General features: G+C 73.4%; 2 protein-coding genes. Both read right to left on the minus strand.

Translation table 11 applies throughout. The annotated features are described in order from the left end of the window. Positions 1-10: 10 nt before the first annotated feature. The gene (locus tag MUY22_RS37090; protein ID WP_247051840.1) at positions 11-3,991 is read right to left on the minus strand and encodes an amino acid adenylation domain-containing protein; all 3,981 of its coding nucleotides are present in this window, start codon (positions 3,989-3,991) and stop codon (positions 11-13) included. After that, positions 3,988-24,000 carry a non-ribosomal peptide synthase/polyketide synthase gene (locus MUY22_RS37095; protein ID WP_247051841.1) on the minus strand — a complete coding sequence of 6,671 codons (20,013 nt, stop codon included), beginning with the start codon at positions 23,998-24,000 and terminating at the stop codon, positions 3,988-3,990. The genes MUY22_RS37090 and MUY22_RS37095 overlap by 4 nt, the downstream gene beginning before the upstream one ends. Positions 24,001-24,030 lie beyond the last annotated feature (30 nt).

Consider the following 24,030-nt stretch of genomic DNA (forward strand, 5'->3'; position numbering starts at 1 on the left):
GCGTTCTCCTTCACTCGTCGGCGGTCACGGCCAGCCCGGCCAGCACGGCCCGCGCCAGCTCCGCCACGTGCGGCGGTTCGACCATGTCCCAGTGGTGGCCCGAAACCGGCGTCACCGTGAGTTCGCCGCGCGTGCGGGCGCGCCAGCTCTCCGGGCGCACCTCCGGGCGGCCCTTCACCGGGTGGGTGCCGGTGGAGGTGATCAGGTGGATGCCGGTGTCGACGACCGCGCGGCAGCGGTAGGCCTCGACCGCGTCCTTGCCGGCCAGGTAGACCCGGGCCATCTGCTCGACGACGGCGTTGCCCGCGACTTCGGAGACCATGCCGCGGTCTCGGGCCTCGGCGAGCATCTCGTCCAGCGTGTCGGCGCCCGGCTCGAGCTTCAGGATGGCCTCGCCGAACCAGGCCAGCGGGTCGCTGGTGTCGATGTCGGGCAGCGGGTTGCCGTAGTCGTCGACGCCGAGGACGGTCGCGTCGATGACGCACAGGTGCTCGACCGCGCGGCCCGCTTTTTCCAGCTGCGCGGCCATTTCGAAGGCGACCGACCCGCCTTGGGACCAGCCGGCGAGCCGGATCGGGCGGTCCCCGGCGACCGGCAGGAGGTCGGCGACGAACCGGGCGGCCAGCTCCTCGATGGTGTGGACCGGGTCCTCGCCGGGGGCGAAGCCGGGCGCCTGCAGGCCGAACACCGGCAGCGCCGGGTCCAGCTCGGCGACCAGCTGCAGGTAGGGGAACGGGCTGCCCGCGGTGGGCGGCAGCAGGAACAGCGGCGCGACGCCGGTGCGGCCGGGCGAGAGCGGCACGACCAGTCCCCCGCCGCTGTCGCCGGCGCGGATGTGGTCGGCCAGCGCCCGCACGGTCGGCGCGCGGAACACCTCGGCCAGCCCGACGGTGGCGCCCAGTTCGGCCTTGATCCGGTCGACCAGCACCACGGCCAGCAGCGAGTGCCCGCCGACCTCGAAGAAGCCGTCGGTGACGCCGACGCGGCGGCCGAGCAGGTCTTCCCACAGTTTCGCGAGCGCCATCTCCAGCTCGTCGCGCGGCAGGACGCCGGACGTCGAGACCGGCGTGGCGTCCGGTGCGGGCAGCGCGACGCGGTCGATCTTGCCGTTCGACGTCAGCGGCAGCGTGTCCAGGGTGGTCAGCGTCGACGGCACCATGTACTCCGGCAGCCGCTCGGACAGGTGGGCGCGCAACGCGTCGACGTCCACTGTGGACGGCGCGACGTAGCCGGCGAGAGCTCCGTCGCGGACCACGGCGACCGCCTCGGTGACACCGGGGCCGCCGACCAGCGCGGCCTCGATCTCCCCCAGCTCGATGCGGTAACCGCGGACCTTGACCTGGTGGTCGGTGCGGCCGACGAACTCCAGCCGCCCGTCCGGCAGGTACCGGGCCAGGTCACCGCTGCGGTAGAGCCGGCCCGGGCCGAACGGGTTGGGCACGTACTTGGCCGCCGTCAGCCCCGGGCTCCCGGCGAAGCCTCGGGCGACACCCGCGCCGCCCGCGTACAGCTCGCCGGTGACGCCGACCGGGACCGGGCGCAGGTACTCGTCGAGCAGGTAGACCTCGGTGTTCCAGATCGGCCGGCCGACCGAGATCGGGGTGGTGACGCATTCGGCGGCGGGCAGCAGGTTGATCACGTTGGCCACCGACGTCTCGGTGTGGCCGTACTCGTTGGCCACCACGACTTCGGGGGCGTTCTCGCGCCAGAACTCCAGGGCCTCGGCGGTGAGCTGCTCGCCGCCGACGACCAGGTGCGCGGCCGCGGCCGCCGCCTCGGGCGCCAGACAGCGGCGCAGCGGTTCGAGGTGGGCCGGGGTGAGCTTGACGAAGCTGAACTTCCGGCCGCTGGACAGCACGTCCGCGAGCCCGGCGACCGGGTGCTCGTCCTCCGGCACCAGCGTCACCGTCGTGCCGCACAGCAGCGGCAGGAACAGCCCGGTGACGGTGAGGTCGAAGGCGAGCGAGGAGTGCACGGGCGCACCGTCGCCCTCGTCGGCACGGTAGGCCTGGCGGCACCAGTCGAGGTAGTGCAGCACGCCGCGGTGGCTGATCATCACGCCCTTGGGGCGGCCGGTGGAGCCGGAGGTGTAGATGACGTAGGCGAGGTTCTCCGGATCGACGACCGGGTCCTGCCACGGCGCCGGGTCGTCCACGACGGCCTCGTCCGCGAAGACGACGACCTCGCCGAGGTTCTCGTCGGCGTACCGGCGGGTGGTGACGAGCACGCGGGCGCCGGCCTGGCGGAGCATGTACTCCTTGCGGTCCTGCGGGTAGGCCGGGTCGAGCGGGATGTAGTGGCCGCCGGTCTTGAGGACGGCCAGCAGCACCGGCAGCAGCAGCGGGCCGCGCTCGCAGAGGACGCCGACCGGGGTTTCGACGCCGACGCCCTCGGCGCGCAGCCGCTGGGCCAGCCGGGTCGCGCGGGCTTCCACCTCGGCGTAGGTCAGCTCGACCGCGCCGCAGCGGACGGCGATGGCGTCCGGGTTGGACACGGCCTGTTCGGCGATCCGGCCGTGCAGGGTGCCGCGCAGGTAGGGCTCGGCCGTGGCGTTCCAGGTGTCCAGGAGCAGGGTCCGCTCGTCGGCGCCGAGAACGTCCACTTCGGACAGCCGGGCGGCGGGGCGGGCGGCCAGCTCGGTGCAGAGGCGGACGAAGTGCTCGCCCATCCGCGCCATCCGGACGTGGTCGAACAGCGCCGTCGCGTACTCCAGCACGCCGGCCACGGAGCCGTCGGCCTGGCGGACGAAGGAGATCATCAGGTCGAACTTCGCCGTCGACGACTCCTGGTCCACCGACGACACCGTGAGGTCACCGAGTGCGGCTTCGCCTTCGGAGGCGTCGTAGACGGCGAACATCACCTGGACGACCGGGGTGTGCGCGAGGTCGCGTTCCGGGGCGAGTTCCTGGACGAGCCGTTCGAAGGGCAGGTCCTCGTGGGACTGGTCGGCCAGCCGCGCCACCTTGACGCGCTCGGCCAGCGTCGCGAAGTCCGGGTCGCCGGAGAGGTCGCCGCGGGCGACGACGGTGTTCACGAAGAACCCGACCATGTGCTCCAGCTCGGCCCGCGAGCGGCCGGCGACCGGGGTGCCGACGGCAATGTCCTCACGGCCGGTGTGGCGGCCCAGCACGACGTACGCGGCGGCGAGCAGCGTCATGAACGGCGTCGCGCCGACGGCTTTGCCCTGGTTCAGCACCGCTTCCGCCGCGGGTGCGGGGATGGTGAACCGGACCGACGCGCCGTGGTGGTCGCGGGTGGCCGGGCGCGGCCGGTCCGCGGGCAGCTCGAGCGTCTCGAGCCCGGCGAGACGGTCCTTCCAGTAGGCGAGGTCGGCCTCGTGGACGTCCACCCGGGACTGCTCCCAGACGGCGAAGTCCGCATAGGACAGTGCGATCGGCGGCAGTTCGGCGCCGGTGTAGAGCTTGCGGAGGTCGTCGAGGAGGACGGGCAGGGACCAGCCGTCGCAGGCGATGTGGTGGACGTTGAGCGCCAGCACGTGCCGTTGCGGCGTCTCGCGGACCAGCATGGCCCGGAACACCGGGCCGTTGGCCAGGTCGAACGGGCGGCCGACGTACTCCGCGAGCACCGCGTCGACGTCGCCGTCGACCACCGGCAGCTCGACCGGGGCCGGGGCGCCGATGACCTGACGCGGCTTGTTGTCCTCCGCGATGTAGGTGGTGCGCAGGATCTCGTGCCGCGCCACCAGGGCGTCGAGGGCACGCTGGAGGGCGTCGACGTCGAGGTCGCCGTCCAGGCGGAGCAGGAGCGGCACGGCGTACTCGGCGCTGTCCGGGTCGAGGCGGTCGAGGAACCACAAGCGCTGCTGCCCGGCCGAGAGCGGCAGCGGGACGTCGCGGTCGGCGCGGCCGAAGGTGCGGACCGGCGCGGTGGTGCGTCCACGCAGCCGCCGGGCGAGCACCGCGGCCCGCAGCCGGGCCGCCCGATCGGCGTCGGCAGTGTCGCCGGCGGGGCGGGTGTCGAACGTGGTCATGCGCTGGCCTCCTCGGTGAGGGAGTCGAGGAGCTCCTGCTCGGACATGCCGGCGAGCTCGGCCTCGATCTCGGTGTGGACCACCGCGGCGAGCGCGGTGACCGTGGTGGTCTGGAAGAGCACGGGCAAGGAGAGGTCCACGCCGAACGCGGCCTGCAGCCGCATGCGGACCTTGGCGGCGAGCACGGAGTGCCCGCCCAGTGCGAAGAAGTCGTCGCCGAGCCCGACGCGGGGCACGCCGAGCACCTCGGCCCAGATGTCGGCGATCAGCTGCTCCTCGGGACTGCTGGGGGCGACGTAGTCCGCCGTCTCCTCGGCCGGTTCGGGCAGCGCGGCCCGGTCGAGCTTGCCGCTGGCGTTGACCGGCATGGCGTCCAGCACCACGAACGCGGACGGCACCAGGTGGTCCGGCAGGCGCTGGGCCAGGTCAGTGCGCAGATCGGCTGCGGTGACGTCGCCGACCACGTACGCGACCAGGCGTTTCTGCCCGGCCGGGTCCGGCTTGGCGAGGACGACCGCAGCGGTGAGCGCCGGGTGGGCCCGCAGCGCGGACTCGACTTCGCCGAGTTCGATGCGGAAGCCGCGGATCTTGACCTGGTCGTCGGTCCGGCCGAGGAACTCGAGGTTCCCGGCGCGGGTGCGGCGGACGAGGTCGCCGGTGCGGTACATCCGCCCGCCCGCCGGGTTGGCGACGAACCTGCTCGCGGTGAGCCCCGGACGGCCGAGGTACCCGCGGGCCAGGCCCGGGCTCGCGACGTACAGCTCACCCGCGACGCCTGGTGGCACCGGCTGGAGCCGGTCGTCCAGCACGTACGCCTGGGTGTGCTTGAGCGCACCGCCGATGGTCACCTGCTGTCCCGGCACCAGGGGTTCGCTGACCGTGGAGACGACCGTGGCTTCGGTCGGGCCGTACATGTTGAGCATCCGGCGGCCCGGTGCCCACTTCGCGACCAGTTCGGGCGGGCAGACGTCGCCGCCGACGACGACCGTACGGAAGTCCGGCAGGTCCGGGTCCTCGACGGTCGCCAGGGCGGCGGGCGGGATCAGCGCGTGCGTGACGCGTCCTTCGGCGAGGACGTCGCGCAGCTGGTCACCGAGCAGCGGTCCCGGCGGGGTGACGACGAGGGCGGCGCCGGTCATCAGGGAGGCGCACAGTTCCAGCACCGAGGCGTCGAAGCTCGGCGACACGTACTGCAGCACCCGGTCCCCCGGCCCGACCTGGTAGGCGTCGATGGTGTTGGCCACCAGGGTGCCGAGGCCGGCGTGGCTGACGACGACGCCCTTCGGCCGTCCGGTGGAGCCCGACGTGTAGATCACGTACGCCGCGTTCTCCGGCTCGACCTCGACGTCCAGCGGACTGTCGTCCATTGTGGACTCCGGCAGCTCCCGGAGGGTCAGCACCGGGTCGGCGTCGTCGAGCATGTACCGGATGCGCTCCTCCGGGTAGCTCGGGTCGACCGGCAGGAACGCCGCTCCGGTCTTGACGACCGCGAGCTGCGCCACGACCAGGTCGGCCGAACGCGGCAGCAGCAGCGCGACCACCTTCTCCGGCGCGGCACCGCGAGCCTGCAGCACGCGAGCCACGCGGTTCGCCGCCCGGTCCAGTTCGGCGTAGGTGAGCGAATCCGGTCCGGCCAGCACGGCCGGGGCGTCCGGACAACGTCGCACCTGGGCTTCGATCAGCCCCGCGAATGTCCCGCCGGGGGCGTGGTCGTCGAGCGGGGTGACCTCGGCCGCGTCGAGCATCGTGACGCGGTCCACCGGGCGTTGCGGTTCGGCGGCGAACCCGGTCAGGAGCCGGACGTACCGCTCGGCGAACGCGGCGACCGTCTCCTCCTCGAACAGCGCGACCGGGTATTCGAGAACGCCGTCGACCGCGCCGGTGGGCTGCTCGCGCAGCACCATGGCGAGGTCGAACTTGGCCGCGCCCGTCTCGATGCCGAGAGGCTCGCAGTCGAGGTCGCCGAGTTCCCAGCCGCCTTCGGAGACGGTCTGCAGTGCGAACATCAGCTGCACCAGAGGGTTGCGGCTCGGGTCGCGTTCGGGCCGGAGTTCGGCGACGACGCGGTCGAACGGGACTTCCTGGTGGCTGAAGGAGTTCAGCGCCGTCTCGCGGACGCGTTCCACCAGTTCGGTGAAGCCGGGTGAGCCCGTCAGGTCCGCACGCAGGGCGAGCGTGTTGACGAACTGGCCGATCAGCCGCTCGGTGTCGGGGTGGTCGCGGCCGGCGACCGGGCTGCCGATCGCGAACTCGCGCAGCCCGGTGTGCCGGGAGACGAGCACCTGGAACCCGGCCAGCAGCGTCATGAACAGGCTCGCCCGCGCTTCGGCACCCAGCTCGCCGAGCCGGGTGGCCAGTTCCGCCGGGACGCTGAACTCGTACCGCGCGCCCCGCGGGTCGCGCACCGCCGGCCGAGGCCGGTCGGCGGGCAGCTGCACGACCTGCGGGACGCCGGACAGCTGCGTCCGCCAGAATTCGACATCGGCTTCGGTGGGCTGGGACCAGGTCGCGACGTCGGCGTACTGCACCGGCAGCGGCGCCAGCTCGATGCCCGCGTAGAGGTCGCGCAGTTCCTCGGCGAGGATGCCTTCGGACCAGCCGTCGAGCACGATGTGGTGGGCCGACAACACGAGCACGTGGTCGTGCTCGGCCAGCCGGCCGAGCGCCGCCGAGAACACCGGTCCGGTGGCGAGGTCGATGGGCCGCGCCGCCAGGAACGGCTCGACCGCGTCGATGTCGGTGACCGGCAGCGGGACCGGCCCGGCCGGGTCGACGACCTGCTTGGGCTCCCCGTCCAGCTCCACGAACCGGGTCCGCAGGATCTCGTGCCGCTCGACCAGCTTGGTCAGAGCCGCCGCGAGCGCGTCGACGTCGAGGGCGCCGCGCAGGCGGACCGCGTTGGGCACCAGGTATTCCGCGCTCGACGGGGCCATCCGGTCGGCCAGCCACATGCCGACCTGGACACCCGCGAGGGGCGCGGGGCCGTCGGGTCGCTTGGGGATGGCCTGGAACTCGCGGCGGGTGGCGCGGGCGACGGCGTCGGCGAGTTCCGCGACCGTGGGCGAGTCGAAGATCAGCCGGATCGGGATGTCCGCCGAGAGCCGCTTGCGCAGCTCGGCGACCACCCGCACGCCCAGCAGGGAGTGCCCGCCCAGGTCGAAGAAGTTGTCGTCCGCGCCGACCCGTTCGACGCCGAGCACGTGCTGCAGCACCTCGGCGACCAGTTCCGCGACCGGACCTTCCGGGGCGCGGTACTCGGCGCCGGCCGCGGCGGGCGCGGGGAGCGCCTTGCGGTCGATCTTGCCGCTGGTGGTGGTCGGGAACTCCGGCAGCACACTCAGGGCCGTCGGAACGAGGTAGACGGGCAGCCGCTCGCGCAGCTGCTCGCGGATCTCGGCTTCGGTGAGGGTGACGCCGGCCTGCGCGGTGACGTACCCGGCGAGGCGCTTGTCGCCGGGCGACGGCTGCCAGACCGTCACCGCGGCTTCGCGCACCCCGGGCAGTTCGAGCAGCACCTGCTCGACCTCGCCGGGCTCGACGCGGATGCCGCGGATCTTGACCTGCGAGTCCTGGCGGCCGAGGAAGGTCAGCGCGCCGTCGGGGGTGCGCAGGCCGCGGTCGCCGGTGCGGTAGAGCCGCTCGCCGGGGACGAACGGGCTGGCCAGGAACGCCGCCGCCGTCTTGCCCGGGTTGCCGAGGTAACCGCGGGCCAGGCCGACGCCGCCGATGAAGAGGTCACCGGGGACGCCGACGGGGACCGGCCGGAAGTGCTCGTCGAGTACGTGGATCTGGTTGTTCGCGATCGGCGACCCGACGCTGACCGAGCCGGCGCCGTCGAGGTCGGACCGGAGGCATTCGCGCATGGTCGAGTCGATCGACACCTCGGTGGCGCCCCACTGGTTGTGCAGGGTCGCGTTCTCGCCGAGGCGGTCGAAGAACAGCTTCAGCAGCTCCGGCTGCAGCGCCTCGCCGCTGGTGATGACGTTGCGCAGCGGCTTGAGGGCCGCGCGGTCGGCCGGGGTGAGCTGCTCCAGGAACAGGGTCAGCATGCTGGGCACGAACTGTAGGTTCGACACCTGGTGCTTGACGGCGCCTTCGAGGATCGCGGCCGGGTCGCGGTGCAGGCCCGGTGGGATCAGCGCGACGCGGCCGCCGACGATGAGCGGCCACAGGCATTCCACGGCCGCGTCGTCGAACACCAGGGTCGTCTTCTGCAGGACACCCTCGCCCGGCTGGAGGCGGTAGGTGTCCTGGTGCCAGCGCAGCCGGTTGACCCAGCCGCGGTGGGTGCTGGCGACGCCCTTGGGCTTCCCGGTGGAGCCGGAGGTGTAGTAGATCGAGACCAGGTTGTCCGGGTGGGTGGTGTCGGTCAGTTCGGGTGCTTCTCCGTCCAAAGCGGACACTTCGAGGAAGACGACTTCGCTGCCCTGGGGCGTCGACGCGCCCGCGTTGACCAGGCAGACCGGCGAGTGGGCGTCGCCGAGGATGCCGAGGACACGCGGTTCGGGCGCGTCGGTCTCGATCGGGACGAACGCGCCGCCCGCCTTCAGGATGGCCACCAGGCCGACGATCAGGTCGATCGAGCGGTCCATCCGCAGGCCGACCGGGACGTCCGGGCCGACGCCGTGCTCGCTCAGCCGCGCCGCGAGGACTCCGGCCCGGCGTTCCAGCTCGGCGTAGCCGATGTGCTCGTCCAGGTACTCGACGGCGACCGCGTCCGGCGTCCGCGCGGCCTGCTGCGAGATGAGGTGGTGGAGGCAGACGTCCTCGTCGTAGGCCACGACCGTGTCGTTGACGCCGTTGATCAGGTGCTCGCGTTCGGTCGTGCTGAGGAGGTCCAGCTCGCCGACCGGGGTTTCCGGCGCGTCGGCGATGCGGGCCAGGAGCGTCGTGAAGTGGCCGGCCAGCCGTTCGATCGTGGTGGTGTCGAACAGCGCGGTCGGGTACTCGAAGATGCCGGTCAGGGCGCCGTCGGCGTCCTGGGCGAGGGCGAGTTCGAGGTCGAACTTGCTGACCCGGGTGTCGACGGCCAGCCGCTCGACGGCCAGGCCCGGCAGCGCCCACCCGGCTTCGTCGTTGTTCTGCAGCGCGAACACGATCTGGACCAGCGGGGTGCGGGTGAGGTCGCGTTGCGGGCGCAGGAGTTCGACGATCCGGTCGAACGGGACGTCGTCGTGGTCGAACGCGGCCAGGGTGCCGGCGCGGACGCGGGTCAGCAGCTCGGTGAACGCCGGGTCGCCGGTCAGGTCCGCGCGCAGCGGCACGGTGTTGACGAAGTGCCCGACCAGGGCTTCGGTCTGCGGGTGGCTGCGGCCGGATACCGGGGTGCCGATCGCGAAGTCCCGCATGGCGGTGTAGCGGCCGATGAGGACCTCGAACGCGGCCAGCACGGTCATGAACAGGCTCGCGCCGTGCCCGGCGCCCAGCGTCGCCAGCTTGCTGACTGTCGCCGCGGGCACGTGGACGGGAGTCTTGGCACCGGCGATCTCCCGCACGAGCGGTCGGGGCCGGTCGGCGGGCAGTTCCGCGACGTGCGGCATCCCGTCGAGGGCCGCCCGCCAGAAGGCGAGCCCGGCTTCGTCGGACGCGGCGGCCTGCCACGCTGCGACGTCGCCGAACTGCACCGGCAGCGCGGCCGGGCGGCTCCCGGCGTAGTGGTCGCGCAGCTCGGCGGCCAGCACGCCCATGGACCACCCGTCGGCGACGATGTGGTGCAGGCACAGCACCAGCACGTGCTCGGTAACCGAAACCCGGCCGAGCGCGGCCCGGAAAACTGCACCGTTTTCGATGTCGAGCGGCGTGTCCACCTGGGACCGGACGTACGCCTCGATGTCGGTCACGTCGGAGACGGGGAGCGGAATCGGCCGCACCGGGTCGACGATCTGGGCGGGCTCGCCGTCCTGCTCGACGAACCGGCTGCGCAGCACCTCGTGCCGTGCCACCTGCGCCGACAGCGCGTCGGTGAGGGCCTCGACGTCGAGGTCACCCTCGATCCGCAGCGCGAGCGGCACCAGGTACTCCGCGGAACCGGGGGCAAGCCGTTCGGCGAACCAGAGGCCGCGCTGCACCGGCGACAGCGGCGTGCGTGCCGACCGGTCCCGGGCCGGGATCGGCTCGAAGTCCACTGTGGACGCTTCCGGCACCAGCCGGGCCAGCGACGCGATCGTCGGCGCTTCGAACAGAGCGCGGACGCCCAGCCGGACGCCGAACTCGGTGCGCATCCGGCCGGTCACCTTGGCCGCCAGCAGCGAGTGACCGCCCAGGGCGAAGAAGTTGTCCTCCACACTCGGCACCGGGATGCCCAGCACGTCGGCCCAGATCGCGGCCAGCGTGCTCTCGGTGGCCGTCCGGGGCGCGACGTGCCCGGCGCTGATCCGCCGCGGCGCGGGCAGGGCGGCCTTGTCGAGCTTGCCGTTGGCCGTCCGGGGCAGTGCTTCCAGGGGCACGATCGCCGACGGGACCAGGTGGTCCGGCAGCTGCGCCGCGGCGTACTCGGCGACCGCGGCCGGGTCGGCGGTGCCGACGACGTAGGCGACCAGCAGCCCGTCGCGGGCCACCACGGCGGCCTGCGTGACGCCGTCGTGCCGGGCCAGCACGGCCTGGACCTCGCCGGGTTCGACGCGGAAGCCGCGGATCTTGACCTGGTCGTCGGCGCGGCCGGCGTACTCCAGCACGCCGTCGCCGTTCCACCGGGCGAGGTCGCCGGTGCGGTACAGCCGCTCCCCCGCGCTGAACGGCGACGCGACGAACCGCTCGGCGGTCGCGCCGGGCTGCCCGAGGTAGCCGTGGGCGGTGCCGACACCGGCCAGGTACAGCTCGCCGACCACGCCGGCGGGCACTGGCTGCAAAAGCGTGTCGAGGACGTAGGCGTGTTTGCCGGTGAGCGGCCGCCCGATCGGGACCGGGCCGTCGACCGCCGTGACGGCGTGGAAGGTGCTGAAGCCCATGGTCTCGGCCGGGCCGTAGCCGTTGACGATCGCGACATGCGGGTAGTCGCGCAGCACCTTCGCCAGGTGCGCGGGTGACGCCGCTTCGCCGCCGGTCATCGCGCGGCGGACCGTCGTGAACACCGCCGGGTGCTCGTCGACCAGGAAGTTGAACAGGCTGGCCGAGACGTCCAGGACCGTGACGTCGTGCGCCAGCACCAGGTCCTCGATCAGGGCGGGGTCGGGGCGCTGGCCGGGCTGCAGCACGACCTGGCCGCCCGCCATGAGCGGGCCGAGCAGCTGGGTGCCGAACGCGTCCCACGAGACCGGCGCGCACTGCAGCCAGACGTCGTCCGGGCCGAACCCGGCGTAGTCCTGGCCGGTGAGCGTGCCGGCGACCGCGCGGTGCGGGGCCGCGACGGCCTTGGGGACGCCGGTGGAGCCGGAGGTGAACATCACGACGGCGAGGTCGTCCGGGCTGCCGGGCAGGCCGAGGACGCTGCCGTCACGGACGGCGATGGCGGCCGCGTCGGCGACGACGTCGATCCGGCGCCAGGGCAGCTCCCGTCCGTCGGTGAGGACGAGCGCGGCCGACGTCCGGCGCAGGGCCCCGACCAGGCGGTCGGCCGGGAAGTCCGTGTCCAGCACGGTGTAGGCGGCGCCGGTCTTGAGGACGGCGAGCAGCGCGACGGCCAGCCGCGGGGTGCGGCCGATGTGGACACCGACCAGGTCACCGCGGCGGACACCCTCGGCGATGAGGTGCCGGGCCAGCCGGTTGGCTTCGGTGTCGAGGTCCCGGTAGGTCATGCGCGCACCCTCGAAGACGAGGGCGGTCGCGTCCGGCGCCCACGCGGCCTGCCGCTCGACCAGTTCGTGCAGCCGCATCGCGGGAGCCGTCGTCTCGGTCGTGCCCTGGGTCAGGAGAGCCGCGCGTTCGTCGGTGGTGAGCAGGTCGAGGGCGGTCACCGGGACGTCCGGAGTGGACACCGCGGCGGTCAGGAACCGGGCGAACCGGGCCGCGATCGACTCAGCCGTCGAGGCGTCGAACAGGTCGGCCGCGTACTCCAGCTGGCCGGTCAGGCCGGCCGGGGTGCCGTCGGCGGCGCGGTTCTCCTCGATACCCGCGGTGAGGTCGAACTTCGCGACGTCCCGCTGGACCGTGACGGCCTCGGCGGCCAGGCCGGGCAGCCGCAGCTCGCCGGCGACGTTGTTCTGCAGCACCAGCATCACCTGGAACAGCGGGTGCCGCGACGCCGACCGCGCCGGGTTCAGCTCTTCGACGACCCGCTCGAACGGGACGTCGGCGTGGGCCAGCGCGGCGAGCCCGGTGTCGCGGACGCGGGCCAGGAGCTGCCGGAACGTCGGCTGCCCGGAGACGTCGGTGCGCAGCACCAGGGTGTTGACGAAGAACCCGGCCAGGTCGTCGAGCGCGGTGTCGCCGCGGCCGGCGACGACGGCGCCGAGCGGGACGTCGTCCCCGGCACCGAGCCGCGACAGCAGCGCGGCGAACCCGGCCTGCAGGGCCATGAACAGCGTCGCTCCGCTGCCCCGGGCCAGGTCGGCCAGCGCCGCGTGGACGTCGGCGCCGAGCGCGAAGTCCACGGCACCGCCGCGGTGGCTGGCGACGGCCGGGCGGACGCGGTCGGCGGGCAGGGCGACCTCTTCGGGCGCTCCGGCGAGCGTCTCGCGCCAGAACCCGATTTGCCCGGCCAGCTCGGCCTCGTCGAGGACGTCGCGCTGCCAGAGCGTGTAGTCCGCGTACTGGACCGGCAGCGGCGCCCAGCCCGGGGCTTCGCCGGTGAGGCGGGCTGCGTAGGCCGTCGACAGGTCACGCAGCATCGGCGCGGCGGACCAGCCGTCGCTGGCGATGTGGTGCAGCACCAGCAGCAGGACGTGGTCTTCGGTGGCGATCTCGACGAGGTGGGCCCGCAGCGGCAGCTCGGTCCGCAGGTCGAAGACGTGCGACGCGGCCACCGAGAGCACATCCGGCAGGTCGTCCTCAGTGGACTGCGTGAGCGTCCACGGCACCTCGGGCGCGGTCAGGATCTCCTGCCACGGCTCACCTTCGTGCGAGGGGAAGACCGTGCGCAGGGCTTCGTGCCGCTCGACAACATCAGCCAAAGCTGTCTGCAGGGCGACGACGTCGAGGGAGCCGCGCAGCCGCAGGGCGCGCGGGACGTCGTAGCCGGCGTTGGCCTCTTCGGCCTGGTCGACGAACCACAGCCGCTGCTGTGCGAACGACAGCGGCAGCCGCGCGGGACGGTCGCGGCGGGTCACCGGCGGCCGCGCCGGGGCGGCGTCACCGAGCACCTCGGCGAGACCGGCGACGGCGGGCGTCCGGAACAGGTCCCGGATGCCCAGCTCGACGCCGAGGACCGCGCGGACGCGGCCGATCAGCCGGGCGGCCAGCAGCGAGTGGCCGCCGAGGTCGAAGAACCCGTCGTCGACGCCGACCTCGGGCAGCCCGAGCACCTCGGCGAACAGTCCACAGAGGACGTTTTCGGTGACGGTCCGCGGGCGCCGGGACGACGACGTGAAGTCCGGTGCGGGCAGGGCGCGGCGGTCGAGCTTGCCGTTGGCCGTCCGGGGCAGCTCGGTCAGGGGCACGATCGCCGACGGGACCAGGTAGTCCGGCAGCCGCTCGCCCAGGTAGACCCGCAGCGCGGCGGGTTCGGCGGCGCCGACGACGTAGCCGATGAGCCGGCCGTCGCGGACGACGACCGCGGCCTGCTCGACGCCGTCGTGGCGGGCCAGCACGGCCTGCACCTCGCCGGGCTCGACGCGGAAGCCGCGGACCTTCACCTGGTCGTCGGCGCGGCCGACGTACTCCAGCACGCCGTCGGCGTTCCACCGCACCAGGTCACCGGTGCGGTACATCCGCTCCCCCGCCGTGAACGGGTTCGCGACGAACCGCTCGGCGGTCGCGCCGGGCAGGCCGTGATAGCCGTCGGCGAGACCGTGGCCCGACAGGTACAGCTCACCCGTGACGCCGGGGGCGGCCAGGGTGAGGTGCGTGTCGAGGACGTAGGCGCGCTTGCTGGCGACCGGGCGGCCGATCGGGATGGTGTGGCCGCCGAGGTCGGCGGCGGTGATCGGGTGGAACGTCGTGTAGCCCATGCTCTCGGCCGGGCCGTAGCCGTTGATCAGCGCGACGTCCGGGTGTTCGTGCAGCGCCTTGGTGACGTGGGCGACGGACGCGGGCTCGCCGCCGGTCATCGCCCGGCGCAGCACGCCGAAGACCTGGGGTTCCTGGTCGAGGAGGTAGTTGAACAGGCTCGCCGAGGCGTGCAGCACGGTGACGCCGTGCTCGACGACGAGCGCGGCGATCCGCTCGGGCTCGGGATTCTGGCCGGGCTGCAGCACGGTCTTGCCGCCGTAGAGCAGCGCGCCGAACAGCTGCAGCGCGAAGCCGTCCCACGAGACCGGGGCGCACTGGAGCCACACCTGGTCGGCGTCGAAGGTCGCGTAGCCCTGGCCCATCGTGGCGACGACCCCGCGGTGCGAGGTCGCGACGCCCTTGGGCACGCCGGTCGAGCCGGAGGTGAACATGACGCAGGCCAGGTCGGCCGGGGTCAGCTCGACGTCCGGGTTCGTGCTGTCGGGGTGGCTCGGCGCGGTCGTCAGGACGCGCTTGACGCGGGCCTGTTCGGTGACCACGGCCAGGCGCTCGGCCGGGTAGCTCGGGTCGAGCAAGGTGTAGGCGGCGCCGGACTTGAGGACGCCGAGCACCGTGACGGCGAAGTCGAAGCCACGGTCGAGCAGGACACCGACGACCTCGCCGCGCTGGACGCCGTCGTCGATGAGGTGGTGGGCGACCTGGTTGGCGCGGGCGTTCAGCTCGCCGTAGGTCATGGCTTCGTTCTCGAACAGGATCGCGACGGCGTCGGGATCCTGCCGTTCGACGATGGTGTGCAGGCAGTCCTGTGGCGTCGGAGCCAGGTCGAGCGCGTGGCCGGACGTCAGCACGAGGTCGCGGTCGGCGGCCGTGAGCACGTCGAACGCCGCGACCGAGGTCGTGGGCGCGTCGGCGATCTGCTCCAGCAGCGAGACGAACGCGCCGGCCAGCCGCTCGGCGGTGGCGGCGTCGAACAACGCGGTCGCGTACTCGAAGGCGCCGGTGAGTCCGTTGCCGTGTTCCTCCAGGGCGACGGTGAGGTCGAACTTGACGACCGCCCGTTCCACCTCGTACGACGAGGTGTCCACTCCGGACAGTGCCGGGACGGCGCTGTCCTGCTGCAGCACCAGCATGACCTGGAACAGCGGGTGCCGCGACGCCGACCGGGCCGGGTTCAGCTCCTCGACCAGGCGATCGAACGGGACGTCGTCGTGCTCGAAGGCACTCAGGTCGGCTTCCCGGACGCGGTCCAGCAGCTCGGTGAACGCCGGGGCGCCACTGACGTCGGTGCGCAGGACGAGGGTGTTGACGAAGAACCCGACGAGGTCGTCGAGCGCCGGGTCGGTGCGGCCGGCGACGGGGGTGCCGATCGGGACGTCGTCGCCGGCGCCGAAGCGCGCCAGCAGCGTGGCGAGAGCGGCCTGCAGGACCATGAACAGGGTCGCGCGCCGCCCGGCCGCCAGCTCCAGGAGCCGCGCGTGCAGCTCGGCCGGGATCTCGATCGCCGCCGAGCCGCCGGCGTGGTCCGCGGTGGCGGGCCGGACGCGGTCGTAGGGCAGGGCCAGTTCCTCGGGCAGACCGGCCAGGGCGTCCGTCCAGTACGTGACGTCGCTGTCGAGTTCTCGTTGCCACAGCGTGTAGTCCGCGTACTGCACGGGCAGCGGCACCCACTCCGGCGCGCGCCCGTCGAGCCGAGCCGCGTAGGCCTCGGCCAGGTCGCGCAGCAGCACTGGGATCGACCAGCCGTCCCCGGCGATGTGGTGGGTCAGCACGAGCAGGACGTGCTCGTCGCCCTCGCTGAACAGCCACGAGCGCACCGGCGGCGCGGCGGCCAGGTCGAACGGGGTGCGCGCGGCCTCGGCGACCGAGCCGGTGCCGACCTCGAACGGGACCCGGAACGAGTCGAGGATCACCTGGTACGGCCCGGATTCGTCCTCGGCGTACAGGGTGCGCAGGGCTTCGTGGCGACCGGCCACATCGGACAGTGCGGCCGCGAGTGCGGAAGCGTCGACGTCGCCGCGCAGGCGCAGGGCGATCGGCATGTGGTACGCCGTGTCGTCGGCGTCGAGGCGGGTGAGGAACCACAGCCGTTCCTGGCCAGGGGCCAGCGGCAGCCGCGCCGGCCGGGGCCCGGCGACCACCGCCGGGCGCGCCACGACGGCGTCACCGAGGCTGTCGCTCAGCCCGGCCACGGTCGGGTTCGCGAACAGGGCCCGCACGGTGACGTCGAGGCGGAGCGCCGCCCGGATCCGCCCGGCGAGGCGGGTGGCGAGCAGCGAATGCCCGCCCAGGTCGAAGAAGCCGTCGTCGATACCGACCTCGGGCACGCCGAGGACCTCGGCGAACAGCTCGCACAGCGCGTGCTCACGGGCGTTGCGCGGCACCCGGCCGGTGACGCTCTCCACGGCCGGCGCGGGCAGGGCCTTGCGGTCGAGCTTGCCGTTCGGGGTCCGCGGCAGCTCGTCGAGCAGCACGAACGCCGAGGGCACCATGTACCCGGGCAGGGCGGCCGCGACGTGCCGTCGCAGCTCCTCGACGTCGGCGGTGCCCACGACGTAGGCGACCAGCCGCTTGTCCCCGGGCCGGTCCTCGCGGACGACGACGGCGCGCAGCGCGACAGCGGGGTGGGTGGCCAGCACGGCCTCGATCTCGCCCAGCTCGATGCGGAAGCCGCGGATCTTGACCTGGTGGTCGACGCGGCCGAGGAACCGGATGTCGCCGTCGCGGCGGCGGGCGACCAGGTCGCCGGTGCGGTACATCCGCTCGCCGGTCGCGAAGGGGTTGGCGACGAAGCGGTCGGCGGTCAGGTCGGGGCGGCCGAGGTATCCGCGCACGACGCCGTCGCCGGCGATGTACAGCTCGCCCGGCACGCCCGGCGGCACCGGCCGCAGCGCGCGGTCCAGGACGTAGACCTGGGTGTTGGCGATCGCGGTGCCGATGGTCGGCGAGCCGTCGCCGACGCGGGCGGTGGTGGACCAGATGGTGGTCTCGGTGGGGCCGTACATGTTGGTGACCGACGCGGCCCGCGCCCGCAGCGCGACGGCGAGGTCGTCGGGCAGGGCTTCGCCACCGACGAGGACGTGCACGGCGGTCAGGTCGACGGGCTCGGCCAGCAGTGCGTGGAAGAGGCTCGGCGTCGCCTGGAGGAGCGTGACGCCGTCCTCGGCGAGCGCGGCCAGGGCGCGGGTGTCGCGGACGGTGTCCCGGCCGGCGAGCACGACGGTCGCCCCGGCCAGCAGCGGCGCGAAGATCTCCAGCCCGGCGATGTCGAACCCGACGGTCGTGACTGCCAGCAGGCGGTCGCCTTGCGTGATGCCGAAGCGCTCGACCATGTCCAGCAGGAAGTTCAGCAGCGGACGTCGCGGCACGACGACGCCCTTGGGGCGGCCGGTCGAGCCGGATGTGAAGATCACGTACGCCGGGCTGTCCGGGGACGCGGTGTGCACGGGGTTGCACGCCGTCCCGATCTCCGCGTCGGCCAGCAGGACGTGGCGGGCCGGGTCGCCGGGCACCGCGCCGACTTCGCTCACGAGCACCAGGGTCGGGTCGGCGTCTTCGAGCATCGCGGCGAGCCGGTCGGCCGGGTAGTCGAGGTCGAGCGCGAGGTAACCGGCGCCGGTCTTGAGGACGGCGAGCATCGCGACGATCAGCTTCTCGTCGCGCGGCAGGGCCAGGGCGACGTACCGCTCGGGTCCGGCACCGCGCTCGGCGAGGTGGTGCGCGAGCCCGTTGGCCCGGTCGTTCAGCTCGCCGTAGGTCAGCGTCACCGCGCCGAACTCCAGCGCGGGCGCGTCCGGCGTGCGGTCCGCCTGGGCCTCGAACAGCTCGATCACCGACGTGTCCGGCAACGGCGTCTCGGCAGGCGCCTGCAGGAGGTCCACGCGCTCGGCGTCGGAGAGCAGGTCCAACCCGGACACCGGGACGGCGGGCGCGGCGACGGCGGCGGCGAGCAGGCGGGTGAACCGCTCGGCGAGGTCGGCGGCGGTGCCCGCGTCGAACAGGTCGGTCGCGTACTCCAGGAAGCCGCCGATGCCGGCCGGGGCGCCGTCGGGGCCGGTGCTCTCCTCCAGGTTCAGCGTCAGGTCGAACTTCGCGGTCGCGGTGGCCACCGGGACGTCGGCCGCGGTCGTGCCGGGCAGCGCGAGGTTGGCCGCGACGTTGTTCTGCAGCGCCAGCATCACCTGGAACAGCGGGTGGCGGGCGGTCGAGCGGGCCGGGTTGAGGCGTTCGACGACGCGCTCGAAGGGGACGTCGCCGTGGTCGAACGCTTCGAGGGCGGCCTCGCGGACCCGGCCGACCAGGGCGGCGAAGGTCGGGTCGCCGGTGAGGTCGGTGCGCAGCACGAGGGTGTTGACGAAGAAGCCGACGAGGTCGTCGAGCGCGGCGTCCGGCCGGCCCGCGGACGGGGTGCCGACCGCGACGTCGTCGCCGGCGCCGAGCCGGGACAGCAGGGCCGCGAACCCGGCCTGCAGCACCATGAACAGCGTCGCGTGCTCGCCGCGGGCGACGTCGAGGAGGCGGGCGTGCAGGTCGGCGTCCAGGGTCACCGGGAGGGTGGCGCCGCGGTGGGTCGCGACCGGCGGCCGCGGGTGGTCGAAGGGCAGGTTGATCTCGTCGGGCAGTCCGGCGAGGGCCTCGGCCCAGTAGTCGGCGGAGTCGGTCAGGTCCTGCTGCCACAGCGCGAAGTCCGCGTACTGCACCGGCAGCGGCGCCCAGGTCGGCGCCTGGTTTTCAATGCGGGCCGCATAGGCGGTGGAGAGGTCGCGCAGCAGCGGGGCGAGGGACCAGCCGTCGCTCGCGATGTGGTGGGTGACGACGACCAGGACGTGGTCGTCGTCGGCCTGGCGCAGCAGTGCGGTGCGCACCGGGAGGTCGGTGGCCAGGTCGAACTCGCGGGCGGCGAACTCGTCGACGTCCGCCACGTCTTCGAACCAGGGCAGCTCGGTGAGTGGGCGGATCTCCTGGCGGGGCACGCCGTCGGTGTTCGGGAACACTGTCCGCAGCGACTCGTGGCGCTGCAGGACGTCGGCGAACGCGGCCCGCAGCGCGGGGACGTCGAGCGGGCCGGTCAGGCGCAGGGCGCGCGGCACGTTGTAGGCCGCGCCGGCGGCGTCGAGCTGCTCGACGAACCACAGGCTGCGCTGCGCCGCGGACAGCGGCAGCACCTCCGGCCGCGGCCGGGCGGTGACGGCCGGGCGGGCGGCGCGGGCGGTGTCGAGCACGGTGGCCAGCGCGGCGACGGTCGGGGCGCGGAAGACGTCCGCGACGCCGATCCGGGCGCCCAGCACCGACCCGATCCGGGCGACGAGCCGGGCGGCGAGCAGCGAGTGGCCGCCGAGGGTGAAGAACCCGTCGTCGACGCCGACGGTTTCGACGTCGAGGACGTCGGCGAAGAGGCCGCAGAGGACTTCTTCACGCGGGGTGCGCGGGGCGCGGCTCGTGCTCGTGTGCTCGGGGGCGGGCAGGGCGCGGTGGTCGAGCTTTCCGTTGGGCGTCAAGGGAAGGGCGGACAGCAGCACGAACGCCGACGGCACGAGGTGCTCAGGCAGCTGCTCGGCGAGGTATCCACGGAAGTCGGCCGGCTCGCCGACGACGTAGGCGACCAGCAGCTTCTGGCCGGGCCGGTCCTCGCGGACGACGACGGCGGATCCGGTGACGGCCGGGTGGGTGCCGAGCGCGGTCCGGATCTCCCCCGGCTCGACGCGGAACCCGCGGATCTTGACCTGCTCGTCGGCGCGGCCGACGTACTCCAGGACGCCGTCGGCGCGGCGGCGCACGAGGTCGCCGGTGCGGTACATCCGCTCCCCCGCCGCGAACGGGCTCGCGATGAACCGGACGGCGCTGAGGTCCGGACGGCCGACGTAGCCGTCCGCGATACCGGCGCCCGCGGCGTACAGCTCGCCGACGACGCCGGGGGCGACCGGCCGGAGCCGCTCGTCCAGGACGTGGGCGCGCTTGCCGTGCAGCGGCACGCCGATCGGGATCGGCGCCCCGGTGAGGTCGGCCGCCGTGATCCGGTGACAGCTGACGAAGATCATGTTCTCGACCGGGCCGTAGGCGTTGGTGACCGTGAGGTCCGGGAACGTCGTCAGCGCCTTGGTGATGTGCGCGACCGAGGCGACCTCGCCGCCGGTGTAGACGTCGCTGACCTGCGTGAACACTGCCGGGTACTCGTCGAGCAGGAAGTTGAGCAGGCTGGCCGAGGCGAACATCGTGGTGACGCCGTGGCGCTCGACGAGCTCGGCGATGAGCGCGGGCTCGGGCTTCGTGCCGGGCTGCAGCACGCAAGCGGCGCCGGTGAGCAGCGCGCCGAACAGCTCGAACGCGAAGGCGTCCCAAGAGACGGGCGCGGTTTGCAGCCAGACGGCGCCGTCGTAGCCCTGCCCGAGGATCGTCGTGGCGACGGCCTCATGGGAGGCGACAACACCCTTCGGCGTGCCGGTGGAGCCCGAGGTGAACATGACGCAAGCCGGTCCGGTAACGGGCACGGAAAGGCCGGGGGCGGTCACCGTGGAGTCCACAGTGGACAGGTCGTCGAGCACCAGTGGTGCGTCGACCTGCTCGGCCAGCAGCTGACGGCGTTCGGCGGGGAACGACGGGTCCAGCAGCGTGTAGCCGCAGCCGGCCTTGAGCACGCCGAGGATCGCGGCGACCAGGTCCGGGCCGCGGTCGAGGCAGATCGCGACGATCCGGCCGGCCGGGACGTCCGTCAGGAGCGCGGCGACGCCGTTGGCGCGGGCGTCCAGCTCGGCGTAGGTGACGATCCGGTCCTCGAACAGCAGCGCGGTGTGGTCCGGGGTGCGGCGGGCGTGGCCTTCGACGACCTCGTGCAGGGTGACGCTCGCGGCGGCGGGCTGGGTCATGCCGCCCGCGACGGCCTGGGCGGTCTCGGTGGCGTCGAGCAGGTCGAGGTCGCCGATCCGGACGTCCGGCGTCGCGGCGACGGCGGCCAGGACGCGCAGCAGCCGGGTGGCCAGGGTGGCGGCGGTGGCGCGGTCGAACAGGTCGCTCGCGTATTCGAGGAGGCCGGTCAGCTCGCCGTCGCGTTCCTCGAAGATCGCGGCCAGGTCGAACTTCGCGTAACCGATGTCGACGCGCTCGCCGGTCGCCCGCACGCCGGGCAGGTCCAGTTCGGCGGCGAGGTTGTTCTGCAGCACCAGCAGGACCTGGAACAGCGGGTGACGGCCGAGCGAGCGGGTCGGGTTCAGCTCTTCGACAACGCGCTCGAAGGGCACTTCGGCGTGTTCGAACGCGGCCAGGCAGGTCTCGCGGGCGCGGCCGAGCAGCTCGCGGAACGTCGGGTCGCCGCCGGTCTCGGTGCGCAGCACGACGGTGTTGACGAAGAACCCGACGAGGTCGTCGAGGGCGGCGTCCCCACGGCCCGCGACCGGCGAGCCGACGGGGACGTCGTCGCCGGCGCCGAGGCGGGTCAGCAGGGCGGCGAAGGCGGCCTGCAGCACCATGAACAGCGTCGCGCCGGACGCGGCGGCCAGCTCGGTGAGCTTGGCGCGCACCTCGGCGGGGACGTCCATCGGGACGACGCCGCCGCGGTGGCTCGCCACCGGCGGGCGGGGCCGGTCGGCGGGCAGCGGCAGTTCCTCGGGCAGGCCGGTGAGGGCGTCGCGCCAGTACGCGAGGTCGCTGTCGACGGGCAGTTCCTGTTGCCACAGCGTGTAGTCCGCGTACTGGACGGGCAGCGGCGCCCACGTCGGGGCTTCGCGACGGGCGCGGGCGGTGTAGGCCTCGCCGACCTGACGCAGCAGCGGCGCCATCGACCAGCCGTCGCAGGCGATGTGGTGCACGACCAGCAGCAGCACCGACGTCTTCCCCGGGAGGGTGAACAGCGCGGCGCGGATCGGGAGTTCCCTGGCGAGGTCGAAGCTTTCTTCGGCGGCGGTGCGCAGGTCGGCGGCGAGAGTGTCCTCTGTCGACTCCGCGAACGTCCACGGCACGTCCCCGGCGGGCAGGATCTGCTGCACGGGCTCGTCACCGTGGCTGACGAACACCGTGCGAAGGGCGTCGTGGCGGGCGACGACGTCGGCGACGGCGAGGCGCAGCACGTCGGCGTCGACCGCGCCGTCGAGGCGGACGGCCTGCGGGACGTGGTAGCCGGCGTTCCAGGTGTCGGCCTGGTCGAGGAACCACAACCGGCGCTGGGCCGACGACAGCGGCATCGGCTCGGGCCGGTGTCGCGCGGTCAGCGGCAGGCGGGCCGGCGCGGCGTTTTCGAGGAGTCCGGCCAGCTCGGCGGGGGTCGGCGCACGGAAGACGTCACCGATCGCGGCCTCGACGCCGAGCGTCGCGCGGATCCGGGAGACGAGCTTCGCGGCGAGCAGCGAGTGGCCGCCGAGGGCGAGGAAGCCGTCGTCGATGCCGACGCCGTCGACGCCGAGGACTTCGGAGAACAGGGTGCACAGCGCGGCTTCCCGCGGGGTGCGCGGGGCGCGACCGGCCGCGGTCCACTCGGGCGCGGGCAGCGCTTTGCGGTCGAGCTTGCCGCTGGGGGTCAGCGGCAGTTCGGCCAGCACGACGAACGCGGCGGGCACCATGTAGTCGGGCAGGTCCGCGGCCAGGGCCGTCCGCAGCGCCTCGACGTCCGGGGTGACGCCGTCGGGGACGACGTACCCGACGAGGCGCTGGTCGCCTTCGCGGTCTTCGCGGGCCAGGACGCAGGAGCCGCCGACGCCGGGCTGGCGGTCGAGCACGGTCTCGATCTCGCCCAGCTCGACGCGCAGGCCGCGGATCTTGACCTGGTGGTCGGTGCGGCCGAGGTAGAGCAGGGCGCCGTCGTCGGTCCAGCGGGCGAGGTCGCCGGTGCGGTACATCCGCTCCCCCGGCACGAACGGGTTCGCGATGAAGCGTTCGGCGGTCAGGCCGGGCCGGCGGTGGTAACCGCGGGCGAGCTGGATCCCCGCGAGGTACAGCTCCCCCGCGTCACCGGGCGCTACGGGCCGCAGCTGCGCGTCCAAGATATAAGTCCGCGTGTTCCACACGGGACGGCCGATCGGGACCGGGCCGCCGTCGGCGCGGCACGCCCAGGACGTGACGTCGACCGAGGCTTCGGTGGGGCCGTAGAGGTTGTGGAGTTCGACGCCGGGGAGGGTGTCGAAGAACCGGGCCTGCAGTTCGGCGGGCAGGGCTTCGCCGCTGCAGAGCACGCGGCGCAGACCGGTGCACGTTGCGGCGGCCGGGTCGAGCAGGAACGCCTGCAGCATCGACGGGACGAAGTGCAGGGTCGTGATGCGTTCGGCGCGGATCAGCTGGGCCAGGTAGGCGGGGTCGCGGTGGCCGCCGGGGCGCGCGACGACGAGCGTGGCGCCGGTCAGCAGCGGCCAGAAGAACTCCCACACGGAGACGTCGAAGCTGGACGGCGTCTTCTGCAGGACACGGTCTTCGGCGGTGAGGCCGTACTCGGCCTGCGTCCAGGCGAGCCGGTTGACGATTCCCTCGTGCGGCACCAGCACGCCCTTGGGGCGCCCGGTCGAGCCGGAGGTGTAGATGGCGTAGGCGAGATCCTGCGTGGACGTCGTGGTTTCCGGCTCGGTGGCCGGGAACGCGGCGAGGTCGGCGTCGTCGAGGAAGCTCTGGGTCAGGACGACGGGGGCGGCGCTGTCGGCGACCATGAAGGCCAGCCGGTCGGCCGGGTAGTCGGGGTCGAGCGGGACGTAGGCGCCGCCGGCCTTGAGCACCCCGAGCAGGGCGATGACCAGGTTGAAGGAGCGGTCGACGCAGACGCCGGTGAGGACGCCGGGGCCGACGCCGCGGCCGATCAGGAGGTGGGCGAGGCGGTTGGCCCGCTCGTGGAGGGCGCGGTAGGTGAGGGTTTCTCCTTCGAAGACCAGCGCCGTCGCGTCCGGGGTGCGGGCCGCCTGCTCGGTGAGCAGCCGGGTGAGCGTGCGGCCCGCCTCCGGGACGTCGGTGGTGGTGTCGTTCCAGGCCGCCAGCAGCTGCCGGGTGTCGTGCTTCACGTAGATCAGCTCCAGTTCGAATCTGCCGGC

Origin of the sequence: Amycolatopsis sp. WQ 127309 (assembly GCF_023023025.1) — a bacterium.
Taxonomy (GTDB): Bacteria; Actinomycetota; Actinomycetes; order Mycobacteriales; family Pseudonocardiaceae; genus Amycolatopsis.